Origin of the sequence: Pseudoalteromonas sp. BSi20429, from assembly GCF_000238895.1 — a bacterium.
In the GTDB taxonomy this organism is placed as follows: Bacteria; Pseudomonadota; Gammaproteobacteria; order Enterobacterales; family Alteromonadaceae; genus Pseudoalteromonas; species Pseudoalteromonas arctica.
This window is the reverse complement of sequence record NZ_BADV01000045.1, coordinates 26,494-51,755: the sequence shown is the minus strand read 5'-3', so window position 1 is coordinate 51,755 and position 25,262 is coordinate 26,494. Positions and strand designations below refer to the sequence as shown.

At 40.3% G+C, this 25,262-nt stretch carries 17 protein-coding genes and 1 tRNA gene; 9 read left to right on the top strand and 9 right to left on the bottom strand.

Annotated elements, in window-relative coordinates; all coding sequences use genetic code 11:
* Both P20429_RS19485 and P20429_RS20120 read right to left on the bottom strand, forming a co-directional pair.
* Positions 1-3,213 (bottom strand): Ig-like domain-containing protein (locus tag P20429_RS19485; protein ID WP_033026746.1); only part of this gene is annotated, 3,213 nt, incomplete at its 3' end.
* Positions 3,210-7,466 (bottom strand): retention module-containing protein, encoded by a 4,257-nt coding sequence (locus P20429_RS20120; RefSeq protein WP_007583164.1) that lies wholly within the window; start codon positions 7,464-7,466, stop codon positions 3,210-3,212. The genes P20429_RS20120 and P20429_RS19485, both read right to left, overlap by 4 nt.
* Positions 7,467-7,705: 239 nt before the next feature.
* Here P20429_RS20120 and P20429_RS10210 point away from each other — a divergent pair, with 239 nt between their 5' ends.
* From P20429_RS10210 to P20429_RS10225, 4 genes are all read left to right on the top strand, one after another.
* Positions 7,706-9,682, top strand: coding sequence for a TolC family outer membrane protein (locus P20429_RS10210; RefSeq protein ID WP_007583162.1), 1,977 nt, complete (start codon positions 7,706-7,708; stop codon positions 9,680-9,682).
* A gap of 120 nt (positions 9,683-9,802) precedes the next feature.
* Positions 9,803-11,941 (top strand): type I secretion system permease/ATPase, encoded by a 2,139-nt coding sequence (locus P20429_RS10215; RefSeq protein ID WP_007583161.1) that lies wholly within the window; start codon positions 9,803-9,805, stop codon positions 11,939-11,941.
* The gene (locus P20429_RS10220; RefSeq protein WP_007583160.1) at positions 11,938-13,359 is read left to right on the top strand and encodes an HlyD family type I secretion periplasmic adaptor subunit; all 1,422 of its coding nucleotides are present in this window, start codon (positions 11,938-11,940) and stop codon (positions 13,357-13,359) included. Before P20429_RS10215 ends, P20429_RS10220 begins: the two co-directional genes overlap by 4 nt.
* A 23-nt stretch (positions 13,360-13,382) precedes the next feature.
* Complete coding sequence (locus P20429_RS10225) at positions 13,383-13,970, top strand: response regulator transcription factor (protein WP_007583159.1); 588 nt, start codon at positions 13,383-13,385, stop codon at positions 13,968-13,970.
* Between the two features lie 22 nt (positions 13,971-13,992).
* Here the strand turns inward: P20429_RS10225 and P20429_RS10230 are convergent, their stop codons facing one another.
* From P20429_RS10230 to P20429_RS10240, 3 genes are all read right to left on the bottom strand, one after another.
* Entirely contained in the window at positions 13,993-15,948 is a 1,956-nt protein-coding gene (locus P20429_RS10230) for a LapD/MoxY N-terminal periplasmic domain-containing protein (protein ID WP_007583158.1), read from the bottom strand.
* A complete protein-coding gene (locus P20429_RS10235; RefSeq protein ID WP_007583156.1) occupies positions 15,948-16,655 on the bottom strand; it encodes a transglutaminase-like cysteine peptidase in 708 nt (235 codons plus the stop codon). Before P20429_RS10235 ends, P20429_RS10230 begins: the two co-directional genes overlap by 1 nt.
* A 147-nt stretch (positions 16,656-16,802) precedes the next feature.
* Complete coding sequence (locus tag P20429_RS10240) at positions 16,803-17,261, bottom strand: LPP20 family lipoprotein (RefSeq protein WP_008168853.1); 459 nt, start codon at positions 17,259-17,261, stop codon at positions 16,803-16,805.
* 140 nt (positions 17,262-17,401) lie between these two features.
* Here P20429_RS10240 and P20429_RS10245 point away from each other — a divergent pair, with 140 nt between their 5' ends.
* Complete coding sequence (locus P20429_RS10245) at positions 17,402-18,595, top strand: flagellar assembly protein FlgT (RefSeq protein ID WP_007583149.1); 1,194 nt, start codon at positions 17,402-17,404, stop codon at positions 18,593-18,595.
* Positions 18,596-18,599: 4 nt separating this feature from the next.
* Here the strand turns inward: P20429_RS10245 and P20429_RS10250 are convergent, their stop codons facing one another.
* On the bottom strand, positions 18,600-19,502 hold the full coding sequence (locus tag P20429_RS10250) for a LysR substrate-binding domain-containing protein (RefSeq protein WP_007583148.1): 903 nt from the start codon (positions 19,500-19,502) through the stop codon (positions 18,600-18,602).
* Positions 19,503-19,614: 112 nt separating this feature from the next.
* On the opposite strand from P20429_RS10250, the gene P20429_RS10255 reads away from it, so the two are divergent.
* From P20429_RS10255 to P20429_RS10270, 4 genes are all read left to right on the top strand, one after another.
* The gene (locus P20429_RS10255; RefSeq protein WP_007583147.1) at positions 19,615-20,343 is read left to right on the top strand and encodes a glutathione peroxidase; all 729 of its coding nucleotides are present in this window, start codon (positions 19,615-19,617) and stop codon (positions 20,341-20,343) included.
* A gap of 82 nt (positions 20,344-20,425) precedes the next feature.
* Entirely contained in the window at positions 20,426-21,874 is a 1,449-nt protein-coding gene (locus P20429_RS10260; protein WP_007583146.1) for a dihydrolipoyl dehydrogenase, read from the top strand.
* A gap of 145 nt (positions 21,875-22,019) precedes the next feature.
* Positions 22,020-22,952: an exopolyphosphatase gene (locus P20429_RS10265; RefSeq protein ID WP_007583145.1), complete on the top strand. Its 933-nt coding sequence runs from the start codon at positions 22,020-22,022 to the stop codon at positions 22,950-22,952.
* Between the two features lie 120 nt (positions 22,953-23,072).
* Entirely contained in the window at positions 23,073-23,666 is a 594-nt protein-coding gene (locus P20429_RS10270; RefSeq protein WP_007583144.1) for a DUF4303 domain-containing protein, read from the top strand.
* Between the two features lie 77 nt (positions 23,667-23,743).
* Here P20429_RS10270 and P20429_RS10275 read toward each other — a convergent pair.
* From P20429_RS10275 to P20429_RS10285, 3 genes are all read right to left on the bottom strand, one after another.
* Positions 23,744-23,818 (bottom strand) — tRNA-Arg (locus P20429_RS10275).
* A gap of 72 nt (positions 23,819-23,890) precedes the next feature.
* Positions 23,891-24,559: a FlgO family outer membrane protein gene (locus P20429_RS10280; protein ID WP_007583142.1), complete on the bottom strand. Its 669-nt coding sequence runs from the start codon at positions 24,557-24,559 to the stop codon at positions 23,891-23,893.
* A 7-nt stretch (positions 24,560-24,566) separates the two neighbouring features.
* Positions 24,567-25,259, bottom strand: coding sequence for a FlgO family outer membrane protein (locus tag P20429_RS10285; protein WP_007583141.1), 693 nt, complete (start codon positions 25,257-25,259; stop codon positions 24,567-24,569).
* Positions 25,260-25,262: the final 3 nt, after the last annotated feature.

Below are 25,262 nucleotides of genomic sequence, written 5' to 3'. Positions count from 1 at the left end.
TGTTGCACTCCAGTTACCACTTGCATCGGTTTGTACATCAATGCTTTGAGTGGTATTTGCTGCATCTGTAAACGTAACCGTGATGGTGCTGTTAGGTGCATCACTAGTCCCTGTCACTGTAGGCGTGCTGTCGTTCGTTAATACTGGCGCATCTACGGTAATGCTTGGTGCGGTGGTATCAATGTTACCGCTGCCAGTGATGTCTGTGCTGTTGCCCGCGACATCGCTAATAGCCGCCTCAATGCTGTAAGGCCCTTCAGCTAATGCAGTCGGTACTTCTACTGAGAAGTTGCCATCAGCATCAACCGTGGTGGTGAACGTTTGCTCTCCCCCTAAATCATCCGTTACGGTGAAGGTGATCACGGTGCCTTCAACCGCATCACTGGTGCCGCTTAAGGTTGGGGTTACGTCGTTACTTGAGCCTGGGCTGGTAAGTACAAGGGTCGGTGCAATGGTATCTATTTCACCAGTGCCTGTAGCGGTGGTGTCGTTGCCTGCGGCATCTTCTACACTCGCACTAATGGTGTATGCACCTTCTGCAAGTGCTACCGGTACAGGAATTGACCACGTACCATTAGCAAGCACGGTGGCATTTATTGTTTGCGCTGCGCCGTTGCTGTCGGTGACAACAATGGTTACTTCACTGCCTTGCGGTGCATCGCTGGTACCTGCAATCGTTGGCGTGGTGTCGTTGCCTACACCGTTGTCGGTGATAACAAGGCTTGGTGCGGTTAAGTCAATCTCGCCTGTTTCGGTGGCACTGCCGATATTACCTAGGCCATCATCTACCTGTGCGGTGACAGTATATTCGCCTTCGGCTAAATCAGTTGGTGCATCAACGCTCCATACGCCACCGGTGACGGTCGTATCAACAGTCGTAATATTCCCTGCACTGTCTTCAAACGTTAAGCTGATGATAGTGCCATCTACTGCATCGCTTGTACCATTAATGGTTGGCGTGGTGTCGTTGGTGTCAACCAGTGCATTAATACTAATGCTTGGGGCCGTGGTGTTGAGTGTTGCGGTTTCACTTAATGTAGTGGTATTACCGGCGTTATCACTAACGCTAGCTTCAATGGTGAGCTCACCATCGCTCAGTGCATTCGGTACATCCGCTGACCAGCTGCCATCAGCTTGTACTGTCGCGGTGAACGTTTCTGTTGTGGTGCCATCACTCACGCTGATGCTAATAACAGTCCCCGCTGGCGCATTGGTACTTCCGCTGATAGTCGGGGTGCTATCGTTCGTTGCGCCCACGGTATCAAGCACAAGCGTTGGCGCGAGGCTATCAATGGTGCCCGATTGCACGGCACTATCGGTGTTACCTGCGGCATCGGTAATGCTGGCTTGCACACTGTAGCTGCCCTCTGGTAATTCAGGGCTGATTGCTTGCCAGTTGCCGTTCGCATCGACTGTGGCTGTAATTGGTGTTTCATCGCCGTTACTGTCTGTGATAACAATATTCACAACGGTGCCTTCAGGCTCTGTTGAGGTACCACTAACAACTGGGGTGCTGTCGTTGCCTAAACCCAGTGCATCAACGGTGATAACCGGTGTAATGGTATCTACATTACCACTACTGTTGGCCGTGGTGTCGTTGCCTGCAGCATCAGTGATGCTGGCAACAACGCTAAAGTCACCTTGTGCAAGGGCACCTGGAATTTCAATATTCCAGTGGCCATCACTTTCAACGGTGGTGGTGAAGGTTTGCTCAGCGCCTTGGCTGTCGGTGATGGTCAGTGTTACGATGCCGCCAATTTCATTACTAGTGCCCTGCAGCTCAGGTGTTAAATCGCTGACATCGCCTACGTTTTGAATGGTGAGTATTGGCGCTTGTGTGTCTAACGTAATTGTATCTGTAACTGTTGTCGTATTTCCTGCTTCGTCAGATACACTCACTTCGATGGTGTTATCACCTTCATTTAAATCTGTTTGTGGAGTTACTTCCCAGTTACCATTTGCATCTACTGTGGTGCTAAGTGTTTGTTCAACTCCATTTTCATCTGTAATAACAACCGTGATACTGGTACCAACGCCTGCATCACTAGTGCCTGAAATAGTAGGCGTTGAGTCGTTGGTTACAGCTTCAAAGTCAACGGTTAAGCTAGGTCCTGATGTGTCTATATTACCGGTAGCCGTAGTTGAAGCGCTATTTCCTGCAGCATCAGATACTTCAGCTTCTACAGAATAATCGCCCGAGGCCAACTCTTGAGAAAGTTCAACACTCCAATTACCATCGGCATCCGTTGTAGTGCTAAATGTACGAACAACCCCTTGAGAATCAGTAACCGTTAAATTTATAACTGTGCCTGAAGCTACGTCTGTTGTGCTACCTGAAATAATTGGAGTAGTGTCATTACTAGTTTCTAGTTCATTAACTTGTATTGTTGGAGGCGTAATATCAATTACAGCATCAAGCTCTGCATTAGCCGTTCCACCACCTATGTCTGTTACTGTTGCACTAATTAAAATGGTGCCCTCAGCTAAATTTGCAGGCGGAGTAACACTCCAAAGACCGTTTTCATCAACAACTGTGGTTAAAGTAATTACTGCACCCGCTGAGTCAGTGATCTGAACTTCCACTTGAGAGCCAACTTGTGCATTAAAAGTATCACCATTTATTTGAGGTGTTTGATCGTTAGTTTCGCCAATAATATCAATGGTAATGGTCAATGCGCTTGTATCAATTGTGCCTGAAGCACTTGCTGTGCCTTCATTACCAGCGCTATCACTAATACTTGCATCTACAGAGTAGCTTCCTTCAGCTAAAGCCGCGGACACTTCTACAGTCCAACTTCCATCAGCAATTACTTGTGCTGTAATTGTTTGTAATTCACCGTTAGCATCGGTCACGGTTAAAGTTACGGTTGAACCAGCTGGCTCCCCGCTAACCGTACCTGAAATAGTTGGTGTTGTATCACTCGTATCGCCTAGCGCATTAATAGTAACTATTGGCGCTGTGGTATCAACTTCTCCCGTTGTTGTGGCTGTGGTTTCATTCCCTGCTGTATCGGTAACCGATACTTCAACAGTAAACTCACCTTCACTTAATTCGTTTGGTACATCTACACTAAAGGTGCCATCGGCTTGTACTTCAGTGATGATTATTTGTGGATTACCTGCTTCATCAGTTACCGTAATTGTAACTAATGTGCCTTCTGGCTCACCCGTTGCGGTGCCTGAAATTGTTGGTGGTGGTATCGTTAGTATCACCTACTGGGGTCAATAGTAACTGTTGGCGCGGCAGTATCAACTTCGCCCGTCGTTGTTGCTGTGGTTTCATTACCTGAGGTATCGGTAACCGATACCTCAACAATAAATTCACCTTCACTTAATTCGTTCGGTACATCAACAGTGAAAGTGCCATTAGCGAGCACTTCTGTAGTGATAACTTGTTCGTTACCAGCGTCATCAGTCACGGTAATAGTAACAACCGTGCCTTCTGGCTCACCTGTTGCGGTGCCTGAAATAGTTGGGGTGGTGTCGTTAGTATCACCTACTGGGTCAATCATAACCGTTGGCGCGGCAGTATCGACTTCTCCCGTTGTTGTTGCGGTAGTTTCATTACCTGCTGTATCGGTAACCGATACTTCAACAGTAAACTCACCTTCACTTAATTCATTTGGTACATCAATACTAAAGGTGCCATCGACTTGTACTTCTGTGGTGATGGTTTGTGGGTTACCTGCTTCATCAGTCACGGTAATAGTAACAACGGTGCCTTCTGGCTCGCCCGTTGCTGTGCCAGAAATTGTCGGTGTTGTATCATTGCTATCAGCGAGTGCATCAATCGTAATAGTTGGTGCGGTATTATCGATAGTTCCTTGTGCTAAAGTTTCACTTTGGTTACCTGCTTCATCGCTAACGATGGCATTAACGCTAAAGTCACCTTCAACTAACTCATTAATAGCATCAGCTGTCCAAGTACCATCAGCTAGCGTTTGTGTTGTAATTGTTTGTGTATTACCACCAGCGTCCGTCAATGTTAACGTAACCGTTGTTCCAGCTGGCACATTTTGTACGGAACCTGAAATTGTTGGAGTAGTATCGGCGCTATCTGGGATTGCATTAATTGCTATAATTGGAGCTGATAAATCAATTGTTCCAGTACCGGTATCGCTTGCTTCATTACCCGCAGCGTCTGTTACTGTTGCCGTAATTGTAAAGTCGCCTTCAGCAACAGCTTGAGTTGCACCTACTTGCCAAGTTCCATCTTCTGACACAACCGCCGTCAATGTTTGAGACTCACCATTTGCATCAGTAACTAAAACACTAACAAGGCTACCCGGATCTACATCACTAGTTGTTCCGCTAAATGTAGGCGTTGTATCGTTTGAATCAGCAAAGTCATTTATTGCAACTAAAGGAGGGGTGGTATCAACTGAGCCTAATTGTGAATCTTGAGCTGCGTTACCCGCATTATCAGATACATTAGCTGTTACTGTAAAATCCCCCTCACTTAAAGCAGTTGGAATCTCAATACTCCAAGTACCATCAGCACTTATAGTAGTCACTAACTGTTGCTCTACTCCTAGACTATCGGTAACAGTTAAAGTCACTTCACTGCCCGATGCTAATCCTTGGGTAGAGCCGGTAAGAATAGGTGTTGTATCGTTTGTATCTGCAATATTGTTGATAGTGACACTTGGTGCGGTTAAATCGACCGTACCCGTAACAGTTGCCGTACTGCTATTGCCTGCAGTGTCGCTAACACTTGCTGTTACTATGAAATCACCTTCACTGAGATCTGCAATAATATCCGCTGTATATGTACCATCGGCATTTGTAAGTGTTGTGAGTGTTTGTTCATTGCCTTCACTGTCAGTTATTACTAATGTAACTTCGGTCCCTGCAGGTACATCAATTACGTTACCGCTTACAGATGGGGTTACATCATTCGTATCCTCAATAGGATTAATCGTGATTGCAGGATCGGTTAAATCAATCTCTCCAGTTTCGCTTGCAGAAGCTGTATTACCCGCAGCATCAGTTACAGTTGCAACCACACTAAACTGGCCTTCAACTAATTCATTACTTGCCTCAACTGACCAGCTTCCGTCAGCACCAGTAACTACTTGCACGGTTTCTGCTACGCCATCGCTTCCTGTAAATGTAACGGTTACTAATGCTCCAGGCTCTACGTCTTGGGTAGAGCCGCTAACTGTTGGTGTTGTATCGTTAGTATCAATAATAAAATTAATGCTTACCGTTAAATCAACATTACCTACTGCACTTGCTTGCGCTTCATTACCCGAGTCATCTATAACAGCAGCAACTACTGTAAAGTCGCCCTCAGGTAGAGGGGTTGTTACTTGTGCAGTCCACGAACCATCTGCTTGCGTCACTGCAAGTAATGTAAATGTACTCCCATCGCTTGCCGTAATAGTTAAAGTAATGGTTGTACCAGCAGGCACATTACCGGTGTTACCACTTAAAAATGGAGTGGTATCGTTAGTATTAGCAATTGCATCGATTTGAATTGAAATAGGAGCAAACGTTATTTCGCCGTTTGTTTGCGCAGTAGCCTCATTACCTGCTGGATCGGTTACTGACGCAGTTGCTGTAAACTCACCACCTGGCAAGATTTCATTAGCATCAACACTCCATGTGCCATCTTCATTTAATAAAGTAGTTAAAGTTTGTACGTTACCGTTAATATCGGTTACTAATACTGTAATAACAGAGCCCGCAGGAGCGTCTTCCACCCTACCTACAAATGTTGGTGTAGTATCGTTAGTATCAGCAATTGCAGTAACGGTAATATCTGGGTTTGTTAAATCAACAACACCTTGGTTATTTGCTTGGGCTTGATTACCTGCAGCATCGCTTACACTTGCATCAACCTCAAACTGCCCTTCAGCCAATGGCGTAGTTACGTCGATAGACCAATCACCATCAGCGTTTGTTTGGGTTAATAATGTTTGAGTTTGACCATTAAAATCGGTAATAACCACACTAATAATAGAGCCTGCAGGTACATCTTGCGCGTTACCTGTAATCGTTGGCGTGGTGTCTTGAGTGTCGTTAATATTATTAATTTGTACCGAAGGCGCCGTTAAATCAATTACTCCTGAATCACTTGCTAATGCTAAGTTTCCTACACTGTCGCTTACTTGTGCATCAACAGTAAAATCACCTTCGGGTAAAGGAGTCCCAACTTCTACACTCCAGCTTCCATCGGCTTGAGTAACCGCAGTTAATGTTTGTATTTGTCCTGCACTATCTGTAACAGTAATTGTTACTTGCGTGCCTTCAGGAACACCATTTGTTGTTCCAACAAGTGGTGGTGTTGCGTTATTTGTTTCATCAGTTACATTTACTGTGATTACCGGAGCAGTTAAATCTACATTCGCTAAAGCTTGATCTACAGCTTGATTTCCAGCGGCATCAATCGCCACTGCGCTTACGTTAAACTCTCCTTCAGATAAAGGTGAGGTAGTAGTAATAACCCAATTTCCTAGCGCATCAACTTGAGTAACAATTGTTTGTACCGTACCTGCACTATCCGTTAACGTGACTGACACATTATCCCCAGTGTTCAACCCAGATACAGTCCCTGTTACTGTCACTGTTTGCGAAGCAGAATCGGCAACAGGATCAATAGCAATAAGCGGAGGTGTTGTATCAATTTCTATAGAAATAGTGTCGTTTATAGGGTTGCCAACAGGATCTGTCGCTTCAACAACAACGGTCACAGGGCCATCAGCAACCGGAGTTGGTAGAGTTATTTCAAAGGTACCATCAGGGCCAATCACAACACTAACTACTTGAGAATTTCCATCAACATCAGTTACCGTTACATTAACCGTTTCGCCAATTAAGTTTTCACTCGTACCGGTAATTGTTGGTTGTGATGAATTAGTAACGCCCAGCTCATTAAGTGAAATAGAAGCCGAAGTTGCATCAGGCACAATACCATCAGAGGTATCTCTTAAATTAAAAGCTTCAGTAGCGTTTTGATCAAAAGAAGAATCAAAAGTAACACTACTAGGATCAACACTTTCAGAAATTCGGGTTAACTGTACAAACGAACTACCTCCATCTGCACCAGCTGCATTACCGCCACCAGCGGCTGTTGCCTCTAAATTATCTAAAATGTCCCCATCACCCTCTAATGCATCTAAAAAATCTGTTACATCTGAATTAGCCGCCGTTGATGAGTCTTGCTCTGTACCTAAGTCTAAGCTTGCGATTGCTTCATCTAAACTTTCATCAAAAACAGTTGTTTCGCTAGAGTCTCTTGCTTCTTTAGCTAATAGGTCTGGTGTTATTTTTACCTTTTGATTTGCGGGTATAGATAAGGTTTCACCTTGCACATCTATTTGTAACGACGACTTAATAGCAGTAACAACTAAATCACCTACGGTAATAATGTCACCCACGTTTAACGCTCTTATTGATCCATCATCCAACACAATACCCGCCGAACCCTGAATATCAATAACTACAAGTTGATTTGCTTCCATTTAGGTACCCTCAAACTTTTTAAAATAACAATCTAATAAGTTAAAGGTAGAACAAAAAAAGCACATAGATACTGGACTCAAGTACAGGTTTAGAAGAAATATTCAAAAATAAAAAATCAACAAAAAAGTGGTAGAAATTTTTTTTCATGCTACCCGAAAAGATTACTTGCAAAATTAGCACTCCTTTACTAAATATTTAAAAGAGTATTTTCGGTCTTAACAGGATCTAAGAGGAAGAAATGATTATAAAAAACACTTTTAAAAAGCATCAAGGGACTATGTTAATCGGATTAGCGATTGCAACCGTAACTTTATCAAACTACGTGCATGCAAACGAACAATCAGCAATGCCACTTACATACGTCTCAAGTAAAGCGATTGAAAACAATCCTGAAGTACAAGAAGCATGGCATGCTTTTAAATCTTCTATTTATGGAGTGGATGCTGCCCGTTCAGGTTATTTACCAAGTGTTGATGTATCAGCAAGTGCAGGATATGAAAGAAGAAATTACGGTATTGAAGAAGAATATAACCGTAATACAGCCGAATTAAGCGTTACTCAAATGCTTTATGACGGTTTTAGAACATCTAATACAGTTGACCGTTTTAAACGTATTCAACTTATTAGGTACTTTGAGCTTATTTCTCAAACAGAACAAACAGCACTTGAAGCCTCGATTGCACTACTTGACGTACAAAAATTCAAAGAGTTAGTACAACTTGCAGAAGCTAATTTACAAGAGCACGAGTCTGTATACCAACAAATAGAACAAAGCGTAAGCGCCGGTGTAGCGCGCGCAGCAGACCTAGAACAAATTAGTGGCCGTTTATCTCTAGCGCAATCTAATGTATTAACGGAGTACTCAAATTTACATGATGTAAGCGCTCGCTACCTAAGAGTTGTAGGTGAGCTACCTATGAACGATATAAAGCAAGCTGACCTTGATGAAAACAATATACCAATTTCGGTTAACCAAGCGCTAGACGTCGCCTACAAAAACAGCCCTTCATTTTATGCCTCTTTGTATAATATTGAAGCGCAAAAGGCGAACGCCAAAGCACAAAAAGCGGCCTTTCATCCTAACGTAGATTTATCTGCCCGCTACGGTAGCCAAGATAGAGATGAGCTTGGTCAAAATGAAACCAGAACAGAAGCGCGAGTCGGCATAGATATTAGTTATAACTTGTATAACGGTGGTCTTGATAGCGCTAATTTAGAACAAGCTTATCAAGATATAAACATTGCAAAATATCAACGAGATCAAGCCTGTATTGATATTCGTCAAAGTCTGCAAATTGCCTACTACAACGTCACTATACTAGAGCAAAAGTTGCCAGCGCTTAATCAACACCGCGAATCATCAACTAAAGTTAAAATTGCATATAAAGATCAATTTGATATAGGCCAACGAACTCTACTAGACGTACTTGATGCCGAAAACGAATCGTTCCAATCAACACGTTCATACATAGTTGCGCTATACGACCGCCAATCGGCTATTTTAACTATGCTAAAAGAAATGGGGAAATTATTGCCAGCACTTGACGTAATGTCAGGTAAATACCCTACATTAAAAGAGCTAACTGACGATCCTATTGTGCATAACGCACAAAATATTTGTCCGAGTTACGATGTAGCAACCACCTTTAGCCGCAAGGCATTTCTACAAAAAAAAGCGAAGCAAGATAATGCCTACATGAGTGTAACCGCTATGCCAAGGTACTTAGATATACCGTTGGAAACCGACACTACACAAAGTAGCTTTTTAGATGATGATGGTGACGGCGTACCAAACGAGCAAGACACTTGTCCGAGTACGCCGCTGTCCACTAATGTTGATTTATCTGGCTGTACAATTTATAGCGCATCAACCTCGAATATAGAGATTGGTATCCCTTTTTCTGCTGACTCAAGCGATGTAAGGTCTCAATATATTCAAGAAATTAGTCGGCTTGCAGATTTTTTAAAAGAAAACCCAAATAAGCAGGTTGAAATACAAGGTCATGCTTCTCTAGATGGAGATCGAACATATAACCGCAAACTATCTGAAAAACGTGCGTTTGCCGTTGCTGAAATTCTAATTAAACAATTCGATATAAAACCAAAACGTGTTAAATCGTTCGGGTACGGTATTGATCAACCTCGAGTAAACGAAATATCAGTAAGAGCAAATGCTGCGAATCGACGTATCGAAGCTGTAATTACTGATAGCTAAGTCAATTAACGTTATGTAAATAGCCTAAACTCGGCTTGAAATATTTAAGCTAAATTTATTTCTCGAGTTTAGGTTTAGTAGTAACAACCGCATGCAGTTCTACATAACATTGGATGGTTTATGGAATTAAACGATGTACTTGATCACGGTGGCATACTCGTTGACTGCCTAGCAGTTTTATGTCGCCATCATGATAAAGAGTTTTCAAGAGAAGCACTATTAAATGGACTTCCTCTAACTGATGGAAATCTTACTCCATCAGGTTTTTCGCGCGCAGCAAAGCGCATTGGCTTTAAATCAAAAGTAGTTAATAAGCCACTACAAAAAATTAATACAGCACTGCTACCTGCCATCTTAATTTTAAAAGACAATCAAGCCTGTGTTATTAATTCTATTGATTACGATAAGCAGGTGGTGAGTGTAATTTACCCAGAGCTTACCGAATCAGTTATCGAACAAAGCATTGATGAATTAGCAGGCAACAGTGTTGGTTTAATTATTTATGCACAACCAGAATTTGCATTTGATGAGCGAACACCCGTACTTGAAAAACTATCAAAAGACGGATGGTTTTGGGGAGTAATTAAAGAGTGCCGCTCACTTTATAAAGACGTAATCATTTCAGCTATTGCGTTGGGCTTTTTGTCGGTTGCTATGCCTTTATTTGTAATGAACGTATATGACCGCGTAGTGCCTAACCATGCAACAGAAACCCTTTGGGTACTTGCCATTGGTATTTTAATAGCACTCACTGCTGACTTTGTTTTACGCTTAGTAAGAGGCTATTTTGTAGAGCTTGCTGCAAGCAGAATAGATGTAAAAGTATCGGCTGTAATTATGGAGCGGGTATTAGGTATGAAACTAAAAAACCGTCCATCATCAGCTGGCTCCTTTGCTAGCAATATTCAATCATTTGAAGCTGTACGTAACTTTTTTAGCTCCATAACGCTTGTCGCATTAGTCGACTTACCATTCGTAGTTTTATATTTAATTGTTATCGCCATTATTGGCGTACCTCTAAGTTTACCCATTATAGCGGGCGCACTTATATTATTAGCCTACGCTATAGCCGCACACCGCAAACTTGAAGCCCTTTCAGAGCAAACAATGAAAGCAAGCTCAATGCGAAATGCAGTATTAGTAGAAAGTTTAACCAACATTGAAGATGTAAAAAGTTTTCACTCAGAGTGTAAAACACAATCTGTATGGGAAAAGTCGACCATTTACATTGCGCAAGTAAACGCACAAAGCCGACTCGTTTCTAGCTCTATATCAAATACAGCATCGTGGATACAGCAATGTGTAGGCGTGATAATAATGATAATAGGCGTACACCTCGTTATTGAAGGTGAACTAACTCAAGGCGGATTAATTGCAGCCTACTTATTATCATCTCGTGCTATGGGCCCTATTGGGCAGTCAGCCGCTGTTTTAGCGCAATATCATCATGCCGCAATAGCAATGCAATCACTAAATGAGATTATGGAAAAAGAGGTCGAGCGCCCACCTGGTAAGCATTGGTTAAGCCACCCTATTTTAAAGGGCGATATAGAATTTAAAGATGTATGCTTTAAATACTCTGACGAATCTCATAATGCACTCAACGGCGTTAGTTTTAAAATTAAAGCTGGTGAAAAAGTCGCAATTTTAGGACGTAATGGCTCAGGTAAAAGTACATTAGAAAAGCTTATTTTAGGGCTATATGAACCCTGTTCAGGAGCAATTTTGATGGACAATAACGATATACATCAAATTGACCCTGCAGAGCTTCGCCATAATATTGGTTATGTACCGCAAACCGTTGCCCTGTTTTATGGGACCTTAAAAGACAACCTTACGATAAGCGCTTGGCATGCCAAAGACGAGCAAATTATTGAAGCCTGTGAGCGAAGCCAATTATTTGATTTAATTAATTCGCACCCAGACGGATTTGATTTACAAGTAGGCGAGCAAGGCCGCCAATTATCAGGAGGGCAACGCCAAGCTGTAGGTATGGCAAGAGCCATAATTAACGACCCTCCAATACTATTACTAGATGAGCCAACCTCATCACTAGATCATAATAGTGAAAGTAAAATTATTAATAATTTAAAGGGTTATTCTAAAGATAAAACCTTAATCGTGGTGACTCACCGCTCATCATTACTTGAGCTTGTTGACCGAATTATAGTTTTAGATAACGGAAAAGTAGTTGCTGATGGACCAAAACAAAAAGTAATTGCGGCGTTAAATAATAAAACCGTGGAGCAGGCCTCATGAGTGATAACAAAAAACCACTTGAACAACGCTCTTTTGAATCTGTTAGCAAAGCAATAGAAGCAAGAAAACAAGGTAAGCCATCCGTATTTAATAAACTATTTAAAGGATGGATTTCACCGCCAAATACTCAAGACTGGGTAGTAGATGCACAGTGGGAAAAAATGCAGCAGGAACCAGCAAGCGCTAGGTTACTACTTTATTTAATTTGCTTAACGTTTATATGCCTTATTGTGTGGTCTGGTTTTGCTAATTTGGATGAAGTTGCTCGTGGCGAGGGACGGGTTATTCCCTCTAATAAATTACAGCTTATTCAATCTTATGATGGTGGTATGGTCGAAAAAATAAATGTCCGAGAAGGCCAAATAGTAAACGAGGGTGATGTACTCATTAAAATAGACCCTACCCGCTTTATTTCTAGCTTTAGGGAAAATCAATCCAAGGTTGAATCGTTAAGTGCAAAAGTTGCGAGGCTCAGAGCGCTCACTCAAAAAAAGGAGCTCGTATTTAACGAAGATGTTATAAAAAATGCGCCTCAGGTGGTTCAACACGAACGCTCTCTTTATTTGAGTAACAGCCAAGAGTTGGAGCAACAGGTAAGTATTCACAAACGCCAACTAGAGCAGCGACACCAAGATTATATTGAAGCAAAAGCGGCACTTCAGCAGCATACCAGCGCGCTACGCTTAACAAACAGGGAGCTTAAAGTGACCCGCCCATTGTTACGCACCGGTGCTATTTCGGATATAGATATTATTCGTTTAGAGCGTCAAATAGTTGATTTAAACGGCGAGATAAACAGAACCAAAGCAGTTATAAATAGGAGTCTTTCGGCCATTAACGAAGCTAAAAATAAGGTAACCGAAGTTGAGCTCGTTATGATTAACCGCTGGAACAATGAACTCTCCGAAGCGCTACTGCGACTAGATTCAATTAAAGAAACTGAATCTGGCTTAGCCGATAAAGTAACTCAAACTGAAATACGCTCTCCTGTTAAAGGCACTGTACAACGATTATTAGTTAATACTCTTGGCGGTATTTTACAGCCAGGTAGTGATGTTATGGAAATTGTCCCGCTTGACGATCAACTTGTAGTAGAGGCAAAAATCCCGCCTAAAGACATTGCATTTTTACGGCCTGGTCAATCTGCAATGATAAAATTTAGTGCCTACGACTTTGCCGTATATGGTGGCCTTGAAGCCGAAGTATTACATATTAGCGCCGATACAATTACAGATGACCGCGAGAATACCTTTTATTTGGTGCAACTAAAAACCACCAAAAATAATTTTTCAAAAGAGCTGACTATTATTCCAGGAATGACCACTCAAGTGGATATTATTACCGGTAAAAAAACCGTACTTGAGTATATTTTAAAACCGGTTCTTAGAGCTACATCGCAAGCAATGACAGAGCGTTAAAACATTTTATAAATGGAGAAGTAATGCGCCAAAGTATTTTTATTACACAGCCTGAATTTGAATCGAAACACTGGCATACAGCGTTTCCTGGTTGTTTGATATGCACAAAAGAACCACACAGAGTCACGGCATCAAGTATTATTTGGGTTTTAGCCGGCACACCTAATTGGCTTGAGCTTGTTAAAAAGTATTCTCAGCAACGTTTACTGGTTATCGTTATGACCAACGAACTAGAAATAAATCAACTAAGAAGTGCGCTTGAAGCAGGAGCTAGGGGGTACGTAGAAGCACTTGCTACTAAAGTAATTATTGAACAAGTACTTGAGACAATTTGTACTGGCGGAATATGGTTACCAGGGCAATTACTATCTAACTTAGTAGGAGCTTTATCAAATACACCGTTTAAATATGCGAGCACATGCGAGCTTGATGTACTCACAAAACGAGAACGCCAAGTAGTTGATATTGTTGTAACAGGTGCAACTAATAAGCAAGCTGCAGAATCTTTAAATATTACAGAACGCACAATTAAAGAGCATATGAGCTCTATATTTAATAAGCTAAAAGTTCGCGATCGTATTCAATTAATGTTAGTTGTAAAAGGGCATTAACCGCACAGTTAATGCCTATTACTTACTCTTTAATAACCCCATCAAAACCTAAGTTAATAAGCGTATCTATATCATCTTGGCTTGTTACACCTTGAGCCACCACTTTAATGCCAATAGAATGCGCTAACGTACACACTCCTCGCAGAAATGTTTGGTTATCTTGGCTGTAACTAATATTGTGTCCGTAAACGCTATCAACCTTAATCATTTCAAGACCAAATTCCTGAATTTTATTAATTTTAGTAAATTCAGGGCCCACACGTTTTAATGCTACCTTAGCGCCCATACATCGAGCCTGCTCACAAAAATCTTTAAATATCTCAATTTCGCTAACGGCAATACTTTCACGAATATCAAAACAAATTTTAGAGGCTAAATCAGGAAACGCCGAAAGGTACGTAAGAATCGAAGCAAGTGCAGCATCATCAAGTAACGTTTGAGCAGATAATTCAACCGAAATCAGTTCACTTGGTGGCTCAATACTATAATGAGCCACCAACGCCTTAATTAAACCCCAATCTAAACGCGCTAATAACTTTAATCGGTTAGCCCACTGGTAGTAGTAACTAGCACGGTATACTTGCCCACCAAGCTTTAGGCTCAACCCTAATTGATTTTGCATTACCTGCCCTGTAAAGCTCGTTACTGGGTAAGTATTTATTTCTAAATTATTATTGTTGAGTGCCTCTTCTATGGCATTTTTCCAGCTAGTTGCATTATCAAACAGCTCACTTTCTTGCTTGATTTGAGCTACTTTTGCTTGTACATCAGATTGTTTACCCGATGATTTTAAAAGTTCATCCGCACGCTTTAATACATCAAATCGCGTGTCGTCTTTTTGAATATAAGTACAGCTGTGAGGTATCGCTAGCTTAACGTTTTTATACTCTTCAACAAACGATTGATGCATCAATAAAATACGTTCACTGATTGCTTGAATATCATCAATATCACTAAATAAAACGGTAAAATCGCTGTGAGAAATACGTGCAATGTAATTTTCAGAAAAGTGTTCTTGGTTGCTCTCTAAGAAGCTAACCAACATCTGTGAAAATCGACGTAGAAAGTTAACCATTTCTACTCGTCCCACTTCCTCACTTACGCGATCGAGGTTAACAACCCTAAATAAAAATAAGGCACCATGGGCATGATCTTTCGATTTTTGTAAGTGAGCCTCAAGCGTTGCACCAAAGTATTCTCTATTTGCTAAACCAGTTAGCTCATCGTGTTGCGATTTAAATCTAAGCTCTTCTAAACGTTTATTATCTTCTTTAATAATACGGCTAAAACGGGTAGATAATTGGTTCATAGACTGCACTAAACGTGCAAACTCAAATGTGCGCGGAACGCTCGATTTAATAAAACGTTTTTCACCAAATGCATTAGCCTGATACACAACATCATCTAGTGGTTTTAATATTCTACTTAAAAAGTAAGCACTAACTATACAAGCAAAAAAAGCGACAATTAAAAAACTAAAAAATAGTTTAAGCGCACTTTCCCATAATGCTTGCTCAGCATATTGACTGTGGCTTTCTATAAACAAAGTACCAAACTGCTGCCAACCATTATTTACTTGCCCAACCCCTGGCTGTACATTTAATCCATACATTGCTCTAAACCACTGCGGAGCCGTCGCTTCGAGTTCATCGGTAAACGTGCGTTTAACAATCACCTCACCATTAGGGTTTTGTAGTTCTATTCGCTTATAGTGACCGGTATCAAATGTGGCCGATACTAATAATTCAAGCTCAACGGGGTCTTTATCTAATTGGCTGATCATTAACGCGAGTGAACTGGCGTTATCTACATTTTTTAAGTACAGCTGGGTCGAAAAATAACTTTTAGCCGAATTAGTGCTAATTAAAACACTACTTATAAAGCCTACAAAAATAACAATTAATAATGCAATCCACAGCTCTTGCCTGAGTGTTATTTTTCGTTTTTTAAGATACTTAGATAAGGAAAATGATGCCATTACCACATAACTCCTTCTTTGGTTGTCTGCTCCAAAATTTTACGCCAGCGTGAAAGTCTTGCTGTTGGGCTGGCTACACTTTTGGTTGAATTATTAGCCCATAAACCTTGGCTGTTAAAGCTAAAAACAGGGCTTAAATCTACACGTTTTGCAGCAGGTAAAACCTTTGTTATTAAACTGTCTAAAATAAGTGGCTGAGCGTTTGGTGTAGCAAAATAACCTAACACCATATGTGCTTGCGTTTTGTTAGTGCCCGCTATTTTTGCTTTTACATAAATAAGGCGTAACTTGTCGTCACTCACCCCTAGGGCTCTCAAGCTTATATACTTTGCTATTGCGTAATCTTCACAATCACCTAAGCCTCTGCCTAACGTTTCTAAAGGGGTTGCCCAATAATCGTTTTGTTTCCATAGCAAAATATCAGTTTGGTAGCGTAAATTACGCGCAAAAAAATCATTAACAATAAGAATTTGTTGTTGCTCTGGTTTATTTTGAGTTTGTACCAACATACTTTGCCAGTTACGTGCAACAGCCGCTCGCGCAGGTCCATATTTTTGACCCATCAGCTCAATAAAGGTATTAAATTGAATAGTTAGTCGGCTTGCAAGCACACCACTAGAGAGTACAAAAAACAGTAATAGGTAGCGCAAATTGGCTTTGCACCATATAAATAATTTAGGATTTAAATAAGTTGGCTTAAACGCCATTTACAGAGCCACTGTTAATATAAGTGGCAATAAAATACATCTGTTGAGCACTACGCAATCTGCTTAAAAATTAATCCTAACAACAGCATAGCACTCAATATAAGAGGATGAGATATTTTGAATAACTTTTTTAATTAACTGGGCTATTTAGTAATAAGTTACTTTTTTAACTTCGCGTGGTTTTACTTCACCTATGTATAAATCGTGCACACGCTTCATATTAAGCTCAAGCTCGGTCACGTAAGTGTCATCTACTGCGTAAGTTTTAATTATTTGTGCACCTTTAATAAGCCCCTGCACTTTACTTTCTAAGTAATCGTCTTGAGCAATTGAACCTTCCACCGTTGTTCCGGCGGTAATTTTTTGCCCATATACTTGCTCAGTAAGCTCGCGGTAAGCCTCAAGCTTAGAAGCTTTAATGGCCATAAGTTGTTTTTGCGACGCGTTAGCGCCTTTTTGCAAGCTAATAGGTGCATACCCTATCGCTTTTAAAACGGGGTAATTATTTGGCTCTACATATTTATATTCAACATGCTTATCAAAAACGCTGCTACAACCACCTAAGGTTAAACACCCAAGTGTAATAAGTAATGAAATTGCTCGCATAGCATCTAGCCCTTGTATAGTAATTAGCAGTACATATGCACGTTTAATGCCATTTATAGCATTACTAATAATTACCAAATAACATTGGTACAGTCCTTGCTCTACCTAGTTAATAGCTAACGTTTAATTGGAGTAAAAGTATGAAGTCGTTTTTATCATTGGCATTTGCAGGATTAAGTGTAACGGCATTATTAACCTTCTCCCCTTTTACTAAAGCACAGTGGTATGAATCAACGGGCCATGCGAACGTTCAAAATGGTGATACGAGCGCAGCTAAATCTGCCGCTATAAAAGATGCGATTACACAAGCGCTAGTGTTCTCTGGCGCACGGGTTAGCTCTGTACAAACCCTGGTAGATGGCGTGTTAATGCAAGATCAGCTAAAAATTAGCAGCCACGGCGAAATTCAAAAAATTGAACTGGTCAGCGAAAATAAATACGACAATAAATTTGCCGTTACATTACGACTCGATATTTTTTCTCAAACAGAGCAATGCCCACAAAATAGTTTTAATAAGTTTGTGGCCGTTACACAAAGCCAACTTGTTCATCGTGAACACGCCAAAATGGGTCAAATATTTGACGTAAGCAAAGCGATTAGCAAAAATATTTTTACTTCCCTGCAAAAATCAAAAATGAGCGCCGTACCTATTGCTTACTATAATAATGCAATAAGCGTTGATAAATACTTTTCGCAGCAGCACGACTATTCAAATGCCCAATTAGAAGAAATATCTTCGCGAAGTAACGCTCAATATGTTCTGCTTAGCCAAATAACCAGCCTTTCAACTAGCAACAAACTCAATAACGATTATGCATTTTGGCAAGACGAGGCATATGAGCGCAGTTACAACATTGAGTTTGCACTGTTTGATGGCACTACCTATGAGCAACTTTGGCAAAATAGTTACCATACTCAAGCAATTTGGCCATTTGAAAAAACAGCCATAGTTGACGTTAATAGTGATAGGTTTTGGCAATCGCCTTATGGTCAAAGCATAACCGATATCAACCAAGCAGTAAGTTATGATATTCAAGCAGCCATGGCGTGTTTACCTACTCAAGGTAAAATAATGCATATGGAAAATAGCAAAATCGTTATTAACTTAGGTAAAGCTCATGGGTTAAAAAAAGGCCAAATGCTAAGCATTGCGCACCATAACTATTTAACCGACGCGGCAGGTAATGTTATGCCACACACTATTACCACACTTAATAAAATCCGTGTAGAACAGCTTTATCAGCAAACTGCTGTAGCAGTCAGTATTGATGACAAACCGCTACCTGGCGTGCAAATTAACGATGTTGTAGAAATAATCAGCCAAAACCTTTAAATATTTAATTAACTTTTTTAGTTAATTTAGCTTTTAAATTAGGGTGAGCCGATAACCACTCGCCCAATTGTTCTACACCAGATAAATGCGGATAATGCTTTCTGCATGCAAACACCACATTACGCTGCTGATTAGGGAATATAGGCAAGTAATCAATCCCTACACGGTCGGTACATGCCAACTTTGGTACAAATGTAATACCGTCATCCATAGCCACTAACGCTAATAATGTTTCTAAACTATTACCTTTATACTGGTTAGATACATCGACTCCTGCAGAAAAACAAAACTTTTGGGCTTGATCTTTAAAGCAATGGCCATCACTTAACATTAATAGGCTGCATCCTTGAAGATCGCTCAGCGCTACTTTTTTATGCTTAGACAGCGCGTTATCGTGTGATACCGCCACTAAAAAATCTTCTTTGTATAAAGTAACCGTATGGTAATTAATAAGCTCTGGCACATCGGCTAAAATAGCAAAGTCGAGTTCACCCTTGTTTAAAGCTTCTAAAATTGTTGCTGTTTGCATCTCAATAAACGAAAACTGGCTATCAATAAATGCCGCTTTCATCGATGTTAATAACGCAGGCAACAAGTAAGGCGCAATGGTAGGAATAATACCAATAGTTAATTTACCTTGTAGAGGCTCGTTAGAAGTAGCAGCAAGTTCTTTGAGTATTTGCGTTTGTTCTAAAATAATCTCTATTTGCGTCAACAAACGTTCACCTTTTGCTGTTAAGGTAACTTGCTTGGTTGAGCGATCAAACAAAGTAACGCCAAGCTCATTTTCGAGTTTTTTTACTTGACCACTTAATGTAGGCTGGCTTACAAAACATGCATCGGCAGCTTTGCGAAAATGTTTATATTGCGCTATTGCTTTTACATATTCAAAATCTTTTAAGTTCATATTCAGCTCTACGTGATAGTTTATAACTATCAGTTTAATACAAACAAACGATTGGAACTATATTTAATTATTCACCATAATGGCTATCAACAAATCAAGAGGAACAAAAATTATGTTAAACAATATCGAAGGTCAAACAATCCCAAGTGTTACATTTGCAACCCGTCAAAATAACGATTGGAAATCAGTAACAACAGATGACATTTTTAAAGGTAAAACTGTTATAGTGTTTTCACTACCAGGTGCATTCACACCAACATGTTCATCAACTCACTTACCACGTTACAACGAATTAGCAGGCGTACTTAAGCAAAACGGCGTTGACGAAATTGTATGTTTATCAGTAAACGATACCTTTGTAATGAACGCATGGGCTGAGCATCAAGAAGCGCAAAACATTACTTTATTACCAGACGGCAACGGCGAATTTACTGACGGCATGGGCATGTTAGTAGACAAGAACGACCTAGGCTTTGGTAAGCGCAGCTGGAGATACTCTATGCTTGTTAAAGATGGCGTGATTGACAAAATGTTTATCGAACCAGATTTACCAGGTGACCCGTTTGAAGTATCAGACGCAGACACAATGCTTGATTACATCAACCCTAAGCAAGCTAAACCAGAACCAGTAAGCATCTTTACTAAACCTGGCTGTCCTTTCTGTAAAAAAGCAAAAGAGCTTCTTGCAGAAAAAGGCTTCGCATATGAAGAGATTGTTATGGGTGCAGGCGCATCACTAACAAGTCTAAAAGCTGTATCTGGTCGTGACACTGTTCCACAAATATTCATTGGTGGTAAACACATCGGTGGTTCAGACGACTTAGAAAAATACTTTGCTTAATTAATAAGTAAATTAAATACCTAACGTTAGTAGGTAAAAAATAGGGGCTTTTATGCCCCTATTTATTAGAGGAAAAAATACTATGAAAGAATTGCAAACCGATGTTGTTGTTATAGGCGCAGGCACTGCTGGTTTAAGTGCTTATCGTAATGCTAAACAGTTCACACAAAATGTATTAATGATCGAATCAGGCCCATACGGCACCACATGTGCACGTGTTGGTTGTATGCCAAGCAAGTTATTGATTGCAGCCGCAGAAGCTGCACACGCAATTGAAATGGCACCTGCATTTGGTGTTCATAGCTCAAAGCCAGTTATTGATGGCAAAGCAGTTATGGCACGCGTTAAAAGTGAACGAGATCGTTTTGCAGGATTCGTAGTAGAAGCCGTAGATGAATTACCAGATGGTGATAAAATTCGTGGTTACGCTAAATTTTTAGACACAAACCGCATACAAATAGACGACCACACAATTATTACAGCAAAACGCTTTGTAATTGCCACCGGTTCACGCCCTTCGTACCCTGGCGTATTTAATAACTTTGGCGACAAACTTATTATAAACGACGACGTATTTGATTGGGATGACCTACCAGAATCAGTCGCTGTATTTGGCCCTGGTGTAATAGGTCTTGAAATTGGCCAAGCACTTAGCCGACTAGGCGTAAATGTAAAACTATTTGGTGTAGGCGGCGCAATTGGCCCACTTACAGACCCAGTAGTAAAAGACTATGCAAATACTGTTTTTGCTGAAGAATTTTTTGTAGATACCGACTCAAACGTATCTGACATGATGCAAGTTGGCGACAAAGCACAGCTAACTTACACCGACAAACAAGGTGAAAAACACACCGAACAGTTTGACTACGTACTTGCAGCCACAGGCCGAGTACCTAACGTAGATAAACTAGGCCTTGAAAACACCGGCATTGAACTTGATGAACGCGGCGTACCGCACGCAGACACGCACACAATGCAGTGTGGTGAATCGAACATATTTATAGCAGGCGATGCGAGTAACATGCTCCCATTGTTACACGAAGCATCAGACCAAGGTGCTATTGCAGGTCAAAATGCCGGGCGCTTCCCAGATGTGCGTATAGGTCTGCGCAGAGCTAAAATTGCAGCTGTATTTAGCGACCCACAAATAGCAATGGTAGGCGAAAGCTACAAGCAAATTACCGACCGTTTAGGCCCATGTGGTTGTTTTGAAGTAGGCGAAGTCAGCTTTGAAAACCAAGGCCGTAGCCGAGTAATGCTTAAAAACAAAGGTCATATGCGTGTATATGCGGAGCAAGGCACAGGCTTATTTTTAGGTGCTGAGTTTATTGGCCCACAAGCCGAACACATCGCTCACTTACTAGCATGGGCTGTACAAAACAAAATGACCGTACCAGAAATGCTTGATATGCCATTTTACCACCCAGTAATTGAAGAAGGGTTACGTACCGCCCTTCGCGACTTAAATGCCAAACTTAAATTTGGCCCAGACATTGTAAATTCATGTATGGAATGTGGTCCAGGCGCATAACCTATTTACTACACATACAAACTTGCTAAGTAAAAGCCAAAACTAACGTTTTGGCTTTTTTTTATAATTTTTTTAAGCTGACCTCTCAAAAAAAAATTTAGCTGTTACACTTAATTGATAATTCAATTAAAAAGATGGAATAGCTATGCCCAATAATAAATTTAGACTAGTCACTCGCAGCGATTTTGATGGCTTAGTTTGTGCCGTATTGCTTAAAGACTTAGACCTAATTGACGATATTTTATTTGTTCATCCAAAAGACATGCAAGATGGCAAAATAGACATTACCGAAAACGACATTACCACCAACCTCCCCTACGTTGCAGGTTGTCACATCGCATTCGATCATCACCTTAGCGAAACCGTTCGTAACTCAAGCGACATAAAAAATCATATTATTGATCCAGAAGCCCCATCAGCAGCTCGCGTAGTTTATGACTATTATGGCGGCGCTGAAAAACTTCCAAATATTTCTGTTGAAATGATGGACGCGGTAGATAAAGGCGATGCTGCTCAGTTTTCAAAAGACGAAATATTAAACCCAACCGATTGGGTCTTAATGAACTTTATTATGGATGCGCGAACTGGACTTGGCCGTTTTCGCGAGTTTCAAATTTCAAATTACCAATTAATGATGAAACTGATTGATGCGTGTAAAGATCAGAGCATCGAAGAAATCCTACAAATGGAAGACGTAGCCGAACGTGTTGCTTTATATAACGAGCATAACGAAAAAGCCAAAGAGCAAATTTCTCAATGCGCTACCGTTCATAAAAACTTAGTGGTTCTTGATTTAACCCAAGAAGAAACAATTTACGCCACAAACCGATTTGTTATTTATGCAATGTACCCCGACTGCAATATCTCGATTCATAAAATGTGGGGCCTTAAAAAACAAAACGTAGTGTATGCCGTTGGCAAATCAATCACTAACCGCAGCTCAAACACGAATGTTGGCGAACTGTGCCTTAAATACGGCGGTGGTGGTCATTTAAATGCAGGTACTTGCCAAGTAGAAACAAGTAAATCTGAAGCCGTGCTTAGTGAGTTAATCGATACGATTACAAGTGATGGCTAATATTAACTTACAATAACCAGAGTCATATAATAGCTCTGGTTATTTTATTTTAGTAGAGTGAGCTTTAATCGTTCTCTTTTTCATATAAATTTCTGTAATAATAAAAGAAATAATGACCTCATGTTAGATACTAAAAACTTCGAAAAAACACTTTATCAAGATACAAAAAAAGCGTTTAAAAACATTATACAAAAATACGGTAACGATCTTTATGTAATGGGCTTTTACCACACAGGTAGCTACTCACTACTTCCAATGTTTAATACCTTATCGGATTTAAAAAAAGTATTTGAAGAAGAGTACGGCAATGATGTAAGTAGTTTCTACATGGCTAAATGGAATCCAGAAGACTACCCCACGCTTGAGGATTATTCCGAATACTTTGATGAAACAACCCTAGAGTGTCAAAAACTAGAAAACAGCATTGATTTGTTTCAATCAGATATAGAAGCAATGGATAATTGGCATCAATGGCTTACAATCATGGAGAAAGTGCTCATACAATTAGATACCGAAGGAATATTTTCAAATGGTATCGAACGCGAAAAAATTACTTTAGCAATACTCGCCTATGATGAAGAAGAAAGTATTCAATTTAAAAGAATCAAACGACTTAACCCACCAACTGCTCTAGCACAAATTCAAACTGACTTTGAAGCCATGATTACAGAGCGTGAAAAATGCGAGCAAGAAGCTTTAAACGCCTTTAATTAAAAAGTGCAACACTACTACATATACGCTATACACAAAGTATAAGGAAGAGAAGTTAAAATATAACTCATTGATTTAATTGGTAGCCCCTGCAAGAATCGAACTTGCAACTGCCCCTTAGGAGGGGGCCGTTATATCCATTTAACTAAGAGGCCACAAACAAGCTGTGTGCTTAGGAGTGTGAATTATAACGGCATCTGGTTTTTTATATCAAGCGACAACTGAACTTAATTGCTTGATAAGTATATATCTTCTTTATTTAGTACATAAATTGGGATTAGTTTTCGACTACTCGCGACGATTTTTTTTGTATGCGCGTTAATTACACGTGTATTTACAACAACAGCATCATGGCGATAAATTAATGTACCCGCTAATACATGGCTCGCCATTTGCTCTTCGCTGAGCTTTTCAATATCACGCGAAAAAGCAAAATCACCACGGCTATTTACATCTATTGTTTGGGTTGTTTTAAAATCAACCACGCCATAACCAAACTTTTGTAACTGATGAATTAACGTCTCAGATATTTGATTACCCAATTGATTACTTTTAGTAAGCGATGAATCAAGATCGACCAAGGTAGTAACGGCAATATTAATATTGGCGTTGGTATCACTTTCAAACTCAAGCGTATCAACCAAATCAAGCGCCATTTGCTCTACATAGTTAGCAAGTGTTTTATGGTGTTTAAGTGGTGTAAATTGATTGCCGTTAATATTATCTTGAGTTGATTTTTGCTCGGCTGTTTTAAGCATGCTTGCTAAGTCATAATTTACTTGTGTGGTTGAAGATGCATTCATTTCAGCACTTTCATTATTTTGAGTAAAGGCACAACCTGCTAAGTTAGCTAAAGCAAAAAAAATGATAAAGCGGTTAAATAATTTACTATACATAATTATCTCACTTGCTTGCTTGTTTTAACATTATGCCATCAGTGCGATAGCTACTATTAAGCGCATCAACAACCGACTGTGGAATAAACCCTTGTGCAGAACCTACCACGGCCTTACTTTCTAGCCCAACAATACGTGCATTGACAAGTACACCACCTTGATGGTTTACAAGCGTACCGGCTAGTACATACTTAAAGTTTTGATCTTGATTTAGCTCTAAATAGTCGCGACTAAATACAAAGTCGCCTGTTGAGGTAACACGCATATAATCAGTTGTTTTAAAATCAATAACAGGTACACCAAAGCTGTGCAATTCATGCATGAAGCTTTCTGCAATTTGGTTTCCTAGTAAGCTACCATCGTTGTAGTCTTCATCTAAAAAAATAAAACTCGAAACAGCTAACGGTGTTTGTTCACTTACGTACTGTAAGTTTTCAACCATGTCTTGCATTATGCCGCGCACATAATGGTTAATATTTTTGCGCATTGGCGGTGTTGCTTTTGTGTAGTTATCTTGTGGAGCCATTCCTGACTGAAATAAGTTATCGTCAGAAACAGGCGCTGCAACGTCGCGTTGGTTACTCACCAGTTGGTTGCTTTGCTCACTTTGTGGTGTTGTGGTGTCTGTATTCATTGTGCCTAGTATTTGAGAGCAACCAAAGCCCAGTGGTAAACATAATGTAATTAATAGGTTTTTCATTTT

Excerpts from the sequence above, each read along its gene's own strand:
- P20429_RS10210 (WP_007583162.1), top strand. The coding sequence starts at position 7,706 with ATGATTATAAAAAACACTTTTAAAAAGCATCAAGGGACTATGTTAATC.
- P20429_RS20120 (WP_007583164.1), bottom strand. The coding sequence starts at position 7,466 with ATGGAAGCAAATCAACTTGTAGTTATTGATATTCAGGGTTCGGCGGGT.
- P20429_RS10245 (WP_007583149.1), top strand. The coding sequence starts at position 17,402 with ATGAAGTCGTTTTTATCATTGGCATTTGCAGGATTAAGTGTAACGGCA.
- P20429_RS10285 (WP_007583141.1), bottom strand. The coding sequence starts at position 25,259 with ATGAAAAACCTATTAATTACATTATGTTTACCACTGGGCTTTGGTTGC.
- P20429_RS10230 (WP_007583158.1), bottom strand. The coding sequence starts at position 15,948 with ATGGCATCATTTTCCTTATCTAAGTATCTTAAAAAACGAAAAATAACA.
- P20429_RS10220 (WP_007583160.1), top strand. The coding sequence starts at position 11,938 with ATGAGTGATAACAAAAAACCACTTGAACAACGCTCTTTTGAATCTGTT.
- P20429_RS10260 (WP_007583146.1), top strand. The coding sequence starts at position 20,426 with ATGAAAGAATTGCAAACCGATGTTGTTGTTATAGGCGCAGGCACTGCT.
- P20429_RS10215 (WP_007583161.1), top strand. The coding sequence starts at position 9,803 with ATGGAATTAAACGATGTACTTGATCACGGTGGCATACTCGTTGACTGC.
- P20429_RS10265 (WP_007583145.1), top strand. The coding sequence starts at position 22,020 with ATGCCCAATAATAAATTTAGACTAGTCACTCGCAGCGATTTTGATGGC.
- P20429_RS10225 (WP_007583159.1), top strand. The coding sequence starts at position 13,383 with ATGCGCCAAAGTATTTTTATTACACAGCCTGAATTTGAATCGAAACAC.
- P20429_RS10280 (WP_007583142.1), bottom strand. The coding sequence starts at position 24,559 with ATGTATAGTAAATTATTTAACCGCTTTATCATTTTTTTTGCTTTAGCT.
- P20429_RS10240 (WP_008168853.1), bottom strand. The coding sequence starts at position 17,261 with ATGCGAGCAATTTCATTACTTATTACACTTGGGTGTTTAACCTTAGGT.
- P20429_RS10255 (WP_007583147.1), top strand. The coding sequence starts at position 19,615 with ATGTTAAACAATATCGAAGGTCAAACAATCCCAAGTGTTACATTTGCA.
- P20429_RS10250 (WP_007583148.1), bottom strand. The coding sequence starts at position 19,502 with ATGAACTTAAAAGATTTTGAATATGTAAAAGCAATAGCGCAATATAAA.
- P20429_RS10235 (WP_007583156.1), bottom strand. The coding sequence starts at position 16,655 with ATGGCGTTTAAGCCAACTTATTTAAATCCTAAATTATTTATATGGTGC.
- P20429_RS10270 (WP_007583144.1), top strand. The coding sequence starts at position 23,073 with ATGTTAGATACTAAAAACTTCGAAAAAACACTTTATCAAGATACAAAA.